The following is a 13,140-nucleotide window of genomic DNA, read 5'->3' on the forward strand; positions in this document are numbered from 1 at the left end:
AATTTAATGTAAAAATCAAATTTATTTGTTTATTCGTTCTTGATATCTTTGCAAAAATGAATTGGAATGAGGATTCAATTGTTTATCTTTAATTTTATCTAACATATCAATAACTAATGAAGCTGAATGTGTATCTGTTAATGATTCAATGAAAACTTCTTTACTTGCTTCATCAATGACATTCTCTTCATTAAATTTTCTTTCTTCTTCAGACATTTCTTCCATATGTTGACCAGTGTCCACCCATACTTCATTAGTTAAATCTTCTTCAAAAGTTTCAGGCTGTTTCTCCATTACTTTATCGTCCACTTTATCTAATTTAATTTGTGTTGATGTTTGCCCATCATTGATATGGGAAGTAATCACTTTTTTAAATCTTGAATTTTTATTAATAGATGATCCTAATTGTGGTTGCTCCATCCAATGTGGAACAACTTCTTCAATATTTTCAAATGGCTTTTCAAGGATATAGACATCTTTAATACCTCTGAATATTCCTAAATATCTGATATGTGTATCGGATATTTCAAGCTTTGCAGATAATTCACTTGGGAATATTGTCTTGCGAGAATGTTCCTGATAATTTAGACCGATACTAGTAGAACCATTACTCTTATTAAGTGAAGTATGTAATTTATCAATGAGTTCATCACCCATGAGCTCACATAACTTAGATGCTGTGTCGCCTATAGGAACACCCGTCACTATTAGATTTGATGAAGTTTCGCGCCAGCTATCAATATCATCTTGTGTGTATATTTTCTTTGCTTGAATCAAGTTTTGAGTGGCTATTACTCCTGCCCATCCTTTAGAACGGCCACGGTCAAAAAGCTTATCGATGATAGGTTGCCCTGTTTCATTCACAAGCTTTCCAGGAGCATGAAATTCATCAAGAAAGAATGCCCCTCTTGGTGTGATACTGTTTGGAATAGAAGGACTATCAAGTAAAGAAATCATGTAAGTAAGCATGGCTCTAATCAAACCACTACTCATCGCACCCTCTGAATCATTAGGCTTAAGATAAATTGTTTTGATTGGGTAATCAGGGTCAGTCATGAATTTATATAGACTAATTTTCTTCCTTGGATTTTCTGGTGTTTCATACCAAAACCTAGCCAAGCTAATCACTGGATCAAGGAAGGCTTTGAAATTAATCATGATGCCCTCTGCTGTTTTTCCTTTCTCAATTGCACCTGTTTCTTTGTTTAATGAACCTACAAAATCCAATGCTTCAGGATAGTAATTCTCCATGATGTAGAGCAATTCTTCATCGTTGCATAAACAAACATCCTTCATATCAGACCAGTCGTAATTTGATTTACCATTGTCATCTTTGAATGTCTGCATAAGATAAACGAATAAACCAACTCCAACGGCTCTGGCTGAGTTTGACCACATAGGGTCTTTGCCTTCAGCAATTAATGCAGCAAAGAATTTCTTGATTAAACCTAGTTGTTTGTTATCTTCCGGAAAATCCCATACATAACTTCTTGAATCTGTCGGGTCTAGAATGGCATCTGTTCCATCACCTTTATAGTAAGCAGAAGTGAATTCATACTTGGGATCAAGAACCACTACTTTTAAACCCATGTCCTGAGCTGCACGAATTTGGGTAGATAAAAATTGACTTTTTCCAGTGCCAGAAGCCCCAATCAAAATTGTATGAGTGAAAAACCTCTTGATTGACATATAAACGGTATTAGATATTTTGGAGAACTTCCCATGCTTGATAGTCTGTTTCTCCATAATAGGAAAAAGCTTTTCTTCAGCCTCATCTAATTCCCATAATTGCAAACCTGATTTATGAACTTCAACTTGAGATTTAATAGGGTTATTAATAACATTAAATACCCCTTTGACTATCCCAATAGCACCCACAAAATAACCAAATAAAACCCTTGAATATAGTGTGTAATCCATTTTGTAATATTGAAGAGTATTGAGATATTCAAAATATCTTGCTACCTCTTGCTTGTAAAAAAATGGTATGAAGTCATGGACTCTAATCTTAAACCAGTAAGTTAAATGAGTTAAATATTGCCTATCAACAAACTCTGTGGCCGGCGGTGTAGGAAAGAAGCTCGGATTGATATACCAAGTGATAGCTGTGGCTATAAAAAATCCTGAAAAGGCAAATAACGTGGATTGATACAACATATCTGAAAGATAAATTACTTGAGTATTACCATCATCAATTCTTGAAGTATCCCTTATAAATCTAACGACTGTCTTGATATTATTAGCCATTAAAAAATCTCATAATTTCATTAAAGTAAACACTCACCCAGATTAATGCTGAAGGTAAAAGGAATAATAAATCAGTGTAATCTCTGGCTTGTATTGGATCACTGATTTCATAGTTGTTAAGTTTGCTTTCATTATTGGAATATACTTCTTCGCAATCATTAACCAAACCAAACACTTCATGGTTGTATTCATCTAAATGCTCTTGGAATTCTTTTTCTGTGCTCATGTGAGACTCCTTTTTATTATTATTTTTATGCTGCCATTAATTCATTTTGTTTTTTGCTTTTCTTATTGATTGCTAAATAAAATGAAGTGTCATTCGCTCTAAATGAGAAATACTTATTTCTTGGCTTGTGGTATACATTTTCTAAAGTGATAATCTTGCTCTTGATGTAGTAAGAGAGAGAATCACATATTTCACTATTAAGCCTTGCTAATAAATTATTATCATCATTAGATAAATTGGATTGAAAGGTAAAGCCATCCGTATCTTTCACATCAATTTGAATTGATAAAACACTATTGCTTTCTTCAACCTTTATCTTATTAACCATTTGAGCCTTAGTTAATTCACATCTCAAATGTGTTGCATATGCTTTCCATTCTTTAATAGTTGTCATTAATGGGTTAAATTCAATTGGAGTTTTCATAGGTATAATCTCCAAGCTAAAATTGATACACAACCCAAAACCAAAACAAGCACTGTAGCCAGATTACGAATAGTCTTATTGTTGTTGTCTATGATTAAATATGCATTGTGTAATTTTTCAGACACAACATTTAATTGATTCAAATAATACTTTTCTTGCTGATCAACATCCCTGCTTGAAAATAACAATTCATTTTCATTGTATATATCTTTTGATTGAGCATTTTTAGATATATTGAATGAATACACTTTTTCTATTTTGTTCATATCTATCCTTAGTAGTTATAAGGAAAGAATAAGAAATTAAAAGTAAATGTAAACAGCCAAGCGAAAAAAAACCACCAAAAGGTGGTTTCTTAATTAACGATCAACTATTATTTGTTTCATTTTTTGTTTAGATTTCACTTTCTCAATTGTTGGCTTGTCCTCTATTGGAATTATTGAAGGTTTATCAGCAATCACAACATCAGGCTTAACTTTCTTATTATCAATTAAAGCTTTCAGCTTAGATAATTTAGGCTTGTCTGACATATCCTTTAAGCCATCTTGTTTAATCGTTTCTATAGCCCTTTGTGTTTGTTCTATAGCAAGAGTATCTTGATTAACTGGAATAATTTTATCTAAGGACCTTACTTTCATTCTGGCATCGATTTCTTTACCAAGCTCAATCAATGAAACTCTCTTAGATTCTCTCTTAAATGATTCAACGACTTGCAAGTGTTCAATCTGTGTTGAATAGAATTTAGTGCTATATCTAGCTCTTGTCATACCTACATTGAAAAGCTCTTGATTGTTATTAGGTGCATTCTCACCATAGATATATGCATTATTAACGGTCATACCTTGGGATTTTTCAAAAGACATTGCATAGCCCAATCTCATTTGTTCTGGATTATCAATAGTCTTTATTTTTCCTGAATCAAACTCAATGGTAATTTTGTTATTTTCTATACTAGTAATAGTGCCTAAATCTCCATTGTTATATTCATCCTTAATATTTTTCTCCATGATGATTCTATCGCCAATAAAGAACTTACCTTTTTGGTTTTCAAATTGCTCACCAAATATTTCACCAGCTTCTAATCTTCTTTCTTGAATTGTATTATTGATACGATCAATTGATTTGTTAGTTGAAGTAATAAGTAGCTTGTCCTTAAAAGAATTGATATCTTCAAGAAAATCTTTACTTATTGCCTGTATGGTTTCAGTTGTAGTTGTATGTGAATTTTTAATAGCCCCTATTTGTTCTAATAGGTCAAATACCTTGATAACATGAACACCTGATTCTTTTGTTGCTTTCATTAAATCAGCATCTTTATAAACTTCCTTTAATGCTGAAGTTTCAGCAATCTCTAAAGCTTTGTCATTCTTCTGTCTGCGAATTTCCACAAGATAATTGACCTGATCCTTTAATTCGCTATCCTTCAAAAATTCATTTAAGGAATTGCCGGTTGCCACTGAGTTAATCTGATTTGGATCACCCACTAAGATGATTTTAGCTCCTGCTTCATTCACGGTCTTTAAGAGCTTATGCATGTTCCTAGTGCCTACCATGCTTGATTCATCAACAAAGATAATGTTATTGGAAGTAAGTTTTAAATCACCATTAGCAACTTCAATGTTGAATTTATCTATGGTTGCTGTGAAATTACAATCAGTTTCATTAGCTAATGCAGTAGATACCTTGCCAGTTGGAGCAAGTCCTATGGTTCTATAGCCTGCCTTGTTAGCAATTTTTGTTGTCCAGCCAGCGGCCAAACTTTTGCCAGATCCGGGTAAACCAATAACAATTTGACCTTGCTTGTCATTGAAAGCTGATTCAATGAATTCTTTCTGTTCTTTGTTAGGAGTAATACCTGTCTGTTTCTCAATGGTAGCTATTTCATTGGCTACATCATTCACTCGTTTAGGTTGCAAACTTGAAAATTGATTTTTCATGATATCCACATTTTCACGCTCCATCTTGATCAACTCATGAGTGGTATATTGAAGTTGTGTTTTAGATAGTGAATTTGTATCTACAATCACTTCACGTTTTTGAAGTCCTCTAATTAATTTTTTAGCAATTACTTGAGCTTCAGCACCATAACCTTGGGTTTTAGATAATTCAGCTATGAGTCCATTTTCAGTAAAAAATGGTGATGTATTAGTTAGGGTTTCCAATATCTTTTCATATTTTTTTGATTTGAATGAAAGCCCAATCTCTTCAGTCTTTTTCATTTTAAGATTCATTGAGCTCACATCTTTAGCGAGTTCAATATCTTTAAGAAATTTAGCCATACCCTTTTTAGGTTGCTTGATAGCTCTCCAAACTTCTTGTCTATTTTTATTACTATCTAAATAGGTAAGTTTATTTTGATAGCTAGTATTCAATCTTTCTAGCCTTGCATTGATTTCTTCTTCAATATCCTTTGAGATAATTTGTTTAGTAGATTTTTCAACATGCCATACTGCTTTCTCTACTATCTTTTCTTCAAATTTTCCTTTGATAATTTTTCCAGAATCATCTTTAACTGGAACATTAACTTTAACCTTCTCTTTATTTTTACCATTGAGTTCAATTAAATCACCAGTCTGAACATTGGATTCTTTAATAGCTCTTTCTAAATCAACACCCCAAAATGTTTTCTCTTTACCATTGCGATCACTAACAACCACAAAATATGAATTCTGATTTTCTTTGATATGTTGATATTTGGCTGGACCATGAGAAACAAGGTAGCCATGTGGTAATGTAAATTGGTTATCATTAACTAATTGTTTATATGCAGTTGCTTCTTGTTCAATCTCTGCAACTTTAATACTGTGTTGATTAAATAAGTCTTTTTTAGCTTCACTGATTTTTTGATCAATCAATTCTTTTGATTTTGAATTCGCCCTTATTTTTTGTAAGCTGTCTTCATCATATGCAACTCTCCAATCATGAATTTCAGCATTTGATTCATGAGTGATTGTTTGATGGTCTTTGTCATAAGCCTCAAGTTGATAATCAGTAAACCTAGCATTCCATTTTTCCACAAGCATGCTCTTATACATTTTATCTATTGAGTCATGAAAATCTTTGTCTTTGATTTCATCCATTTCAATGGCTCTAACTGAACCATCAGAAAGTTTAAGCATATTCGGTATTAAAAAATGCACATGACTACTAGGATTTCCGGAACGTCCATCATTATGATAATAAAGGTAGTAGCCAGATTCACCAGTTCTACCTTTATAGTCCTTGATGTATTGTTTAAGAATTTTGTCATGCACTTCAATAGCTGTATCAATAAGCATTTGTTCGGCAGCAAGTCTATCTTCCAATTTCATAGTTGGGATTGCATATGAAATGCTACTGTCTTGAGTGAATACAAATTCAATATCTGTTTTTTTCACAAAGCCAGTTGAAGTTTTAACATCTTCAGGCTTAAATACTATCTTCTGTTTATCAGGAGTTTTATAGAACCCTCTTTTAAGGTCTTTCTGTGTTAATTTAATTGCATGACCTTCATCATTCATAACAATATGTTGAATGGTTTTTTTAAGTTTGATATGTGCTTCAGTTCTTTTGTCTTTACCTAATTGGAGATCAGCTATCATGTCTATCTTCTCTTCAGTTAAATGACCTGATAATTTCCATTCATCAAATAAAGCACCTCCTGAACGAGTATATAAAGCTAAAGGGTCTGCCAATGCAGTTTGCATAGTTGCCTCCAAAGCAATATCTTTTAAGTTATATGCTTGTCTCCAATCAATGTTTTCTACAACCTCACTTAATTGTTTCTTCAAATATTTATTGTAAGAGAAACCTGATTTAACTGTTACATTAGATATACCAATCATTTTGACAACTCCTTTTCAAGTTCATCAATGAATTTCAATTTCGCAGTGAATACTTGTTTAAGAAGTGCATTAGATTTAATGATGTCATCTAATTTTTTTTCTGTTGTTAAGTCTTTAGCTCTCTGAGATATTTGATAGTTGATATTTGATTGAACTATTCCTTCTAACTTTTCAATTTTAGTTAATTGAATTTCTTGCTCTCTATTTCTATCAAGATTTACTAGCTTATCTAAATAATCAACATACTGCCCCATTGTCATTTTTAATTTCTTGGCATTTTCTTCATGCCTGATATTTATCTTATATGCTTTAGTTGTCATGACCTTTCTTCTCCATTTTTATAAGTTAGTTATAACAAATAAAAATAAAGATGCAAGGTTTCCTTGCTATGCCTTTTAAAATAAGCCTTTAAATAAGAACTACTGCTTTAAAGAAACCGAAGGTTTCGATTAGTTCTTAAGAAATATGGTTTGTTGAAAACAAGCAACATATAGAGCAAAAATAAACACAATATAAATAAGCATAGAGTAAAAATTAATAGGCATAGATTGAATATGTTTTCTTCTAGATTATTTATATATTAAAAATATAGTAGTTATTTATTGGTTATTTAGCAGGTATTGATTTTCTTTTGTTTTTTCTTATAGTCTGTCTATATGAAATAACAATAAGGATAATTTATGATTAATTTGAATGAAAAGATTGAAGAGTTATTGGAGAGTCAGGTAAGAGAGAAGCAATTATCTGATATGGATTTAAGGTCTATCTTTCGTGAGTATTATGATGGGTTCAACAAAATACGATTAAATGTAAGTGTATTTAGTCGTTCTAATAAGCTTGAAAATATTACTTATGTGAAGTTGATTCAAAAACTATTAGCAGAAAATGGTGTTCTGCAAAAAAACGGCGAACCAATCACTCTTGATCACATAAGGACTGAAATGTATGTCGTGGGTCAGGAAAGAAACAAAAAAGGTTCTAAAAGGTTAGATTCTGTTGATTCCCTACCAGTAGACAGCCAGCCTACGGGTAATTTAAACCGTCAGGGTAAGGGGGAAGTATCAAAGCCGGTTAAAAAATCGGTTGTAGCTCCTAAAACGATAGAGGCTGTTGAGATTCCATTAAATGAATATGCCTCTGAAATGGAATTGCTTACTGAAGAATTGAATAATAAAGACCGTGTTGCATTGGTCTGGTCAGGAAGAGATGAATACACTCTTACTGAATGTTCAAGGCTTGCTAAACTCAATAGCACTAAGATTGAATTACTTGCTGCGAACAACCACTTGTTGCCTAAGTATAATTTGGATGTGAAGAACTACTTCTTTGTGTGGATTAGAAAAGCTAGAGAGATGGGTAAGATAAAGTGAGGTGTCCAGGTATTGAGAAAGCCACTTGTTTAAGGTGGCTTTTTGTTTAGTGTGGTTGAGATTTAATGTAATCGGATAGTTTTTCATAGCACTTGTTTATATCTGTATCTTCATAAAGAACCCCGCCTAGTTTTGTGTAAGGCTTACCGTTGACTTCGTAGCCAATACTACAAAATGGCATTTTATTGAGAGTTATTAACAATATGAAAAACTTATCATAATCAACATAGCTTAACTCCAACCCCTCATAGGCATATTCATTGATTAACTTATGAATTTTGCCTAGTTCGGTAGTGGCTTTAAAGCCTAATATTTTACGGGCACTCATATCATGAAATCTTGGCATGTAATTGTTTAATGTCGTTCTTGATAGAGCCTAATATCACTTGTGTAGTAATGTCTTGTTTAGAATTAATTACTGTATTGATATCTGCTGATTTAAGTTGAATCTCAAGAATTCCCTTGCTGTCATAAACCGTTTTAATATCATGCTCAACGATTACAAGATTACCCTTATTTGTAATGGACTTCATAGCTTGCTCATATAAAGAGTTCACTTCAAAAAGGTTATTTCTGAATTTCATATACCCCACATTTTTTATAAGCAACATTCTTACCGTATCTTCAAAATCAATGCTTGATACTGTGTTGTAAATGTTATTAACTGAAATAATGGATTTATCAGATACAACTGGAATAACGACATTCAATTCACAATTGAATTGTTCATAAGCCTTATAGAATGTTTCTATATCACTGAAAAGGTTTTGTGTGATTTCTACGGCTCTGGCTGGCAAGTCAATTAAAATTGCATCAGCATCAATGCCTATGCTGTTTAAGATAATTTGATTATCTGTTTCAATATCAAATGGCACACAACCTGTGATAGGGTTATCTGTTCCATCACCATATTTTTTGAAAGTGGTTTGGTGTTGAATATCCCCATCAAACTTAGCTATTGTTTTTCCTGCATTCCTATAACCACTAATGATTAAATCAGCAATAGTTGATTTTGTTGCTGATCCCTCATCAGTTAAAATTAAGAATACTTTTTTTCTTTGTGGTATTACGATTTTAGAATTACTCATTTAGTTTCTCCTGTTTTTGTAGTTAATTCGTCTTTCTCTAATTGGTTAATAATTGCTTTTCTTACATAGCTTGCTTTAGATACATTTTTAGATTTAGATTGAAGACCTAATCTATCTAAGATATCTTTCTGTAGCACAAATGAAAAAGCTTTATTAAATGTTATTGCTTTAGACATTCAATTCATATCCTTTCAATAGTTATGTAATCAATATATGAAATGAAAACTAAATGTAAATAGCGATTTGTTATTTATTTGAAAAATTTTTTCATAATGGGCTTGGCCCATAAAAAAACCCCCTAATGGGGGTTATCTATCTTTCACTATATAAATTTAATTAAGTATAAATTTAGCAGTGAATTCTTTACTCTTTCTATAAGCATGTCCTGCTGCTGACCTTTTAAGATTGATAGGGTCATATATAACGACTTTAACTTTAAACTGGCTATACTCGTTCAACTCTTCATCTGTGATTAGACTGTATGAATGATATTCTATAGTGTCAAAATCAATGTTATTCAATGCCATTAAATCAACCATTTTAATTCTGTTCTCAATCTGGTGTTTATATGAATTGATAGTTTCAATTTCTAATTCATGCACAAGCTTGTTTCTCAATGACAATATTTTTTGTTCTCTGAAGTTTCTTAAAGCAATTTCTTTACGACCTGCGAAAGAAGTCATGTCATAGTTAGGTGTTTGTGTTAAATACATTTCTACTTGTTGTTCATTAAGTTGTTCCATATTAAATTATCCTTATAGTTAGTTAGTTTTGTAGTGCTGTTTAGTTTGAGATTTTTTCAGCAATAAAATCGTATGACATAGATAAAGCTAAAAATAAGAAACCGAAAGCTAAACCAATCATTTCTTTTACTTCATCCAAAAATATTACCAAACCTAATAAACCTGCAATAATTAAAACAATCATTAAAGTAATCATATAATTTCTCCTTATTTATAATACTTATATAACTAATATATAAAATTGCTATCAATAGTCAATAGCAAATATGAAATAATTATGTATTTATGACGAATGGTAAACTTTCGGATAAAAGGTAATTGATGGCCTACGGCCTGAGATTGATAGTTTATGGCGTATGGTATAATTTTAGTTAAATGGTAATAACTACTATATACGGGAATCAATAATGAGTAATATTGAACTTGAATTTGAAAAAGAAGAAGAGAAAGGACTTGATTCTGAAGTAATTGACTTATTGGCTTATAGTGAGTTTATGAGTAAAGAACAGATTAAGTTCATTGATAATGAATTATTGATTAAAGAAACACCTTTGAATGTGTGGATTGAAATAATCAAAGAAGTGATAGAAGATGAAAGCTTTGGTTATTTCAATGCTATTGATTATGTCAAAGTTTTATTTGATACTAATTTAAGGCAAGCTATAAGTGATTTTAGAATGAGTGATAGGAATGACATTACTGAGAAAGATATTGTAAAAGAAGAGAGTTTGAAGAGTAAGGTTTTGATTAAGAAGATTATGGAATTCTCTACATTATAAAAAAAGCCACTATTTCTAGTGGCTTATTATTGAGTGTTTTATTTATCAAAATATTCATCTCTGCAACCATCTGGAATTGCCTGTTCAATTATGTAATCTAACTGGGCATGAACCTCCCTACCTTGCTCTTGATAGTATAAGCATTCTTCAACAATACTAACAAAGCCAAATACATTCACTTCCAAATTTGCTTTTGCTAAAGCTTCATTAACAATAACACCGATTTCATCATAGTTATAAATTGTATCAATCATTTTATTTTTCCTTTTTAGTTGTTATATATAAAGTATAGTAAATATTTATGATTAAACAAGATCAATAATAGACTTTATGACGAATGGTATACTTTAAGATAAGTGGTAATTGATGGCCTACGGCCTGAGATTAATAGACATAAAAAAACCTAATATTTCTATAAGGTTTTATTTATTGTATCTAAATTAAAGTTATAAATGGTTTCTTAAATACTCAAGCTTATCTTCAATATATTTATAATTTTCATTGTAGTAAAGATCAATAAGCTCTTGGGTTGGTTCACCATGATTGAAATGGAAAAAATCATCATAGCTTTGTTTTCTATATCCATCTTCATCTGTTAAAGCTTCAACAGCTTTATCAAAAAATTTACCTTTATAGTCAATGTAATTTTTATTTGATTTATCATATGATTTCATTTTTATTATCCTTTTTTTATTTATATATTAACTATAATAAATACCATTCAATAGTCAATAGCAATTTGATAATATATTTGAATTTATGACGAATGGTATACTTTCAGATAAATGGTAATAATCTAATTAAAGGAATAATTAATTGTATGAACGAAGTGTATTGTGCTTTAGCTCATATTGTGATTTTTAAGATGGTTTTGACTTTGGCTTTATCTAGCATGTTTTAGAATTCATAAAACTGGCAGTTGTATTTCTCCCTATCATTAAAGGTGGTCTTTAAGAATTTGAATTGATTCTGATTTAAGTAAGTTAAATCTAATTGCCATTCAACCTTACTTTTCAATTTAATTTGCGCCTTCACTTTCATGATGTATTGATCAGCTTGTTCACAAGTCAAATTATTAACTTTTATGAAGTGCTGTAATGCTCTTTCACCATAGCCTTTTTTGACTGATAAGCCGTAATGGAATACCTTGTGGCACATAGGACATATACTTCTCAATCTAACGAGCTTTTGAGTCTTTGTAGTGGTGTTGTATTCCCATTGTTCATGACATTCAAGACTGTGATTGAATCCTTGCTGTTTTCCTGTGCTACCGCAAATTTCGCATACCTGAACCCTATTTTCATAACGGCCATGAGCTACATTGCATATTCTTTGCCATTGCTCAGTATTAAGCCTTGAACGAACATTAAAGCCATGCATGGATAAAGGCACTAACTCTATTGGTAATTTGAGCTCGTCTTCTTCTAGCTTCACATTATGAATCTTGTAAATGCCAAACCCGATCACCGATAGGGCTAGAACCACCATTACAACCCCTACAATCAATTTTTACTCCTGGCACACTCTGGACACCACGAATTAAGGTTATGGACGTTTTGAAGTGGTGCTAGCCAGGTGCTGTGATATTCATTGCCACAATGCCATAGCATGTTTGTGTAATTGTTCACATAGGTTGTTGATAGACATACACCACCTTTCTTTTTAGCGATAGCTTTAGCAATAGCCATCCCATCTTTCTTTGGTCTACCTACTTTTGGTTTAGGGCAGCAAGGACATGAGAATGAACCATGTTTGATTGAGGTAGCTGTGAAAAAATATGTAGGGTGTGATGGGTTAGGACACTTCAATTCAAGTTTAGATTTTAATGTTTCATAGCTCGTTGAAATGAGTGTGATATTTTTTTGTTTGAGAATTTCAGAAAGCTTGGCGAGTGTTTCTGCTTTTTTCTTAATTCTTTCTTCTTTAATGAATTCGTTATAGCTAATGAAAAACCTCTGTCTTGATATATTCAATTCTTTAGCTAATAAACTCCATGTAATTACATCTGATTTCTTTTTGACAGATTCAATAGCAGATTGAAATTTCTGCTCTTTATCTGTGATTTTTACATTGCTCATTATTCATTCCTTTTTTAACAATAAAATTAATATATGAAATAAATTCACTTTGTAAATAGCAAAAATGAAAAATCCCCAATAAAGGGGATTGTTTAGGTATTTGGTAATAATTTTATTTAGGGCTTGGCCGCTATTTAATATGTATGTATTAAATACTTACCATCTGTCTCTACTTTAGGTGGCATTTGTTTAGCACAAATTTCATTTACCTTTGGATTATTGCTAGGTATTTGGCATTGATAATAAACTGTAGCACTTACATTAATGTTTGTTGAAACTGATTCTTTAGAGAATGCAGTGATAGACATTAAGCTTGATAAAATTAATACTGAGATTTTAAGTGTGATAGTGTTCATATGAT

The 13,140-nt window shown here is 31.5% G+C and carries 18 protein-coding genes; 2 read left to right on the top strand and 16 right to left on the bottom strand.

Features of this window, described 5'->3' with window-relative positions:
* Positions 1-21 precede the first annotated feature (21 nt).
* The 6 genes from BLP53_RS03620 to BLP53_RS03645 all read right to left on the bottom strand — a co-directional run bounded on the left by BLP53_RS03620 (position 22) and on the right by BLP53_RS03645 (position 7,041).
* The gene (locus tag BLP53_RS03620) at positions 22-2,247 is read right to left on the bottom strand and encodes a type IV secretion system DNA-binding domain-containing protein (RefSeq protein ID WP_091470068.1); all 2,226 of its coding nucleotides are present in this window, start codon (positions 2,245-2,247) and stop codon (positions 22-24) included.
* Complete coding sequence (locus BLP53_RS03625; RefSeq protein WP_091470072.1) at positions 2,240-2,473, bottom strand: hypothetical protein; 234 nt, start codon at positions 2,471-2,473, stop codon at positions 2,240-2,242. The genes BLP53_RS03620 and BLP53_RS03625 overlap by 8 nt, the downstream gene beginning before the upstream one ends.
* A gap of 25 nt (positions 2,474-2,498) precedes the next feature.
* Entirely contained in the window at positions 2,499-2,897 is a 399-nt protein-coding gene (locus BLP53_RS03630) for a hypothetical protein (RefSeq protein WP_091470076.1), read from the bottom strand.
* Positions 2,894-3,163: a hypothetical protein gene (locus tag BLP53_RS03635; protein WP_091470081.1), complete on the bottom strand. Its 270-nt coding sequence runs from the start codon at positions 3,161-3,163 to the stop codon at positions 2,894-2,896. Before BLP53_RS03635 ends, BLP53_RS03630 begins: the two co-directional genes overlap by 4 nt.
* A gap of 93 nt (positions 3,164-3,256) precedes the next feature.
* Positions 3,257-6,721 (bottom strand): AAA family ATPase, encoded by a 3,465-nt coding sequence (locus tag BLP53_RS03640; protein ID WP_091470084.1) that lies wholly within the window; start codon positions 6,719-6,721, stop codon positions 3,257-3,259.
* Complete coding sequence (locus BLP53_RS03645; protein WP_091470088.1) at positions 6,718-7,041, bottom strand: hypothetical protein; 324 nt, start codon at positions 7,039-7,041, stop codon at positions 6,718-6,720. Before BLP53_RS03645 ends, BLP53_RS03640 begins: the two co-directional genes overlap by 4 nt.
* 360 nt (positions 7,042-7,401) lie before the next feature.
* On the opposite strand from BLP53_RS03645, the gene BLP53_RS03650 reads away from it, so the two are divergent.
* Positions 7,402-8,091: a hypothetical protein gene (locus BLP53_RS03650; protein WP_091470091.1), complete on the top strand. Its 690-nt coding sequence runs from the start codon at positions 7,402-7,404 to the stop codon at positions 8,089-8,091.
* Positions 8,092-8,137: 46 nt separating this feature from the next.
* On the opposite strand, the gene BLP53_RS03655 is transcribed toward BLP53_RS03650, so the two are convergent.
* From BLP53_RS03655 to BLP53_RS13610, 5 genes are all read right to left on the bottom strand, one after another.
* Positions 8,138-8,419, bottom strand: a complete 282-nt coding sequence (locus BLP53_RS03655; RefSeq protein WP_091470096.1) for a hypothetical protein — start codon at positions 8,417-8,419, stop codon at positions 8,138-8,140.
* 1 nt (position 8,420) lies between these two features.
* Positions 8,421-9,179 (bottom strand): hypothetical protein, encoded by a 759-nt coding sequence (locus tag BLP53_RS03660; protein WP_091470100.1) that lies wholly within the window; start codon positions 9,177-9,179, stop codon positions 8,421-8,423.
* The gene (locus BLP53_RS03665; RefSeq protein ID WP_091470104.1) at positions 9,176-9,355 is read right to left on the bottom strand and encodes a hypothetical protein; all 180 of its coding nucleotides are present in this window, start codon (positions 9,353-9,355) and stop codon (positions 9,176-9,178) included. The genes BLP53_RS03660 and BLP53_RS03665 overlap by 4 nt, the downstream gene beginning before the upstream one ends.
* A 156-nt stretch (positions 9,356-9,511) precedes the next feature.
* Positions 9,512-9,922, bottom strand: coding sequence for a hypothetical protein (locus BLP53_RS03670; protein WP_091470107.1), 411 nt, complete (start codon positions 9,920-9,922; stop codon positions 9,512-9,514).
* 40 nt (positions 9,923-9,962) lie between these two features.
* Entirely contained in the window at positions 9,963-10,118 is a 156-nt protein-coding gene (locus BLP53_RS13610; protein ID WP_176755193.1) for a hypothetical protein, read from the bottom strand.
* A gap of 211 nt (positions 10,119-10,329) precedes the next feature.
* Here BLP53_RS13610 and BLP53_RS03675 point away from each other — a divergent pair, with 211 nt between their 5' ends.
* Positions 10,330-10,701, top strand: a complete 372-nt coding sequence (locus tag BLP53_RS03675; protein WP_091470111.1) for a hypothetical protein — start codon at positions 10,330-10,332, stop codon at positions 10,699-10,701.
* Positions 10,702-10,739: 38 nt separating this feature from the next.
* On the opposite strand, the gene BLP53_RS03680 is transcribed toward BLP53_RS03675, so the two are convergent.
* The 5 genes from BLP53_RS03680 to BLP53_RS13480 form a co-directional block, all read right to left on the bottom strand.
* Positions 10,740-10,955, bottom strand: coding sequence for a hypothetical protein (locus BLP53_RS03680; RefSeq protein WP_091470113.1), 216 nt, complete (start codon positions 10,953-10,955; stop codon positions 10,740-10,742).
* 192 nt (positions 10,956-11,147) lie between these two features.
* Complete coding sequence (locus BLP53_RS03685) at positions 11,148-11,375, bottom strand: hypothetical protein (protein WP_091470116.1); 228 nt, start codon at positions 11,373-11,375, stop codon at positions 11,148-11,150.
* A 223-nt stretch (positions 11,376-11,598) separates the two neighbouring features.
* Positions 11,599-12,207: a hypothetical protein gene (locus BLP53_RS03690; RefSeq protein WP_091470125.1), complete on the bottom strand. Its 609-nt coding sequence runs from the start codon at positions 12,205-12,207 to the stop codon at positions 11,599-11,601.
* Positions 12,204-12,779, bottom strand: coding sequence for a hypothetical protein (locus BLP53_RS03695; RefSeq protein WP_091470134.1), 576 nt, complete (start codon positions 12,777-12,779; stop codon positions 12,204-12,206). The genes BLP53_RS03690 and BLP53_RS03695 overlap by 4 nt, the downstream gene beginning before the upstream one ends.
* 134 nt (positions 12,780-12,913) lie before the next feature.
* A complete protein-coding gene (locus tag BLP53_RS13480) occupies positions 12,914-13,135 on the bottom strand; it encodes a hypothetical protein (protein WP_143001346.1) in 222 nt (73 codons plus the stop codon).
* Between the last annotated feature and the right edge of the window lie 5 nt (positions 13,136-13,140).

This window comes from Methylophilus rhizosphaerae (assembly GCF_900100975.1).
Lineage (GTDB): Bacteria > Pseudomonadota > Gammaproteobacteria > Burkholderiales > Methylophilaceae > Methylophilus > Methylophilus rhizosphaerae.

Excerpts from the sequence above, each read along its gene's own strand:
- BLP53_RS03650 (WP_091470091.1), top strand. The coding sequence starts at position 7,402 with ATGATTAATTTGAATGAAAAGATTGAAGAGTTATTGGAGAGTCAGGTA.
- BLP53_RS03655 (WP_091470096.1), bottom strand. The coding sequence starts at position 8,419 with ATGAGTGCCCGTAAAATATTAGGCTTTAAAGCCACTACCGAACTAGGC.
- BLP53_RS13480 (WP_143001346.1), bottom strand. The coding sequence starts at position 13,135 with ATGAACACTATCACACTTAAAATCTCAGTATTAATTTTATCAAGCTTA.
- BLP53_RS03685 (WP_091470116.1), bottom strand. The coding sequence starts at position 11,375 with ATGAAATCATATGATAAATCAAATAAAAATTACATTGACTATAAAGGT.
- BLP53_RS03620 (WP_091470068.1), bottom strand. The coding sequence starts at position 2,247 with ATGGCTAATAATATCAAGACAGTCGTTAGATTTATAAGGGATACTTCA.
- BLP53_RS13610 (WP_176755193.1), bottom strand. The coding sequence starts at position 10,118 with ATGATTACTTTAATGATTGTTTTAATTATTGCAGGTTTATTAGGTTTG.
- BLP53_RS03635 (WP_091470081.1), bottom strand. The coding sequence starts at position 3,163 with ATGAACAAAATAGAAAAAGTGTATTCATTCAATATATCTAAAAATGCT.
- BLP53_RS03695 (WP_091470134.1), bottom strand. The coding sequence starts at position 12,779 with ATGAGCAATGTAAAAATCACAGATAAAGAGCAGAAATTTCAATCTGCT.
- BLP53_RS03640 (WP_091470084.1), bottom strand. The coding sequence starts at position 6,721 with ATGATTGGTATATCTAATGTAACAGTTAAATCAGGTTTCTCTTACAAT.
- BLP53_RS03625 (WP_091470072.1), bottom strand. The coding sequence starts at position 2,473 with ATGAGCACAGAAAAAGAATTCCAAGAGCATTTAGATGAATACAACCAT.
- BLP53_RS03675 (WP_091470111.1), top strand. The coding sequence starts at position 10,330 with ATGAGTAATATTGAACTTGAATTTGAAAAAGAAGAAGAGAAAGGACTT.
- BLP53_RS03680 (WP_091470113.1), bottom strand. The coding sequence starts at position 10,955 with ATGATTGATACAATTTATAACTATGATGAAATCGGTGTTATTGTTAAT.
- BLP53_RS03645 (WP_091470088.1), bottom strand. The coding sequence starts at position 7,041 with ATGACAACTAAAGCATATAAGATAAATATCAGGCATGAAGAAAATGCC.
- BLP53_RS03670 (WP_091470107.1), bottom strand. The coding sequence starts at position 9,922 with ATGGAACAACTTAATGAACAACAAGTAGAAATGTATTTAACACAAACA.
- BLP53_RS03665 (WP_091470104.1), bottom strand. The coding sequence starts at position 9,355 with ATGTCTAAAGCAATAACATTTAATAAAGCTTTTTCATTTGTGCTACAG.
- BLP53_RS03660 (WP_091470100.1), bottom strand. The coding sequence starts at position 9,179 with ATGAGTAATTCTAAAATCGTAATACCACAAAGAAAAAAAGTATTCTTA.
- BLP53_RS03630 (WP_091470076.1), bottom strand. The coding sequence starts at position 2,897 with ATGAAAACTCCAATTGAATTTAACCCATTAATGACAACTATTAAAGAA.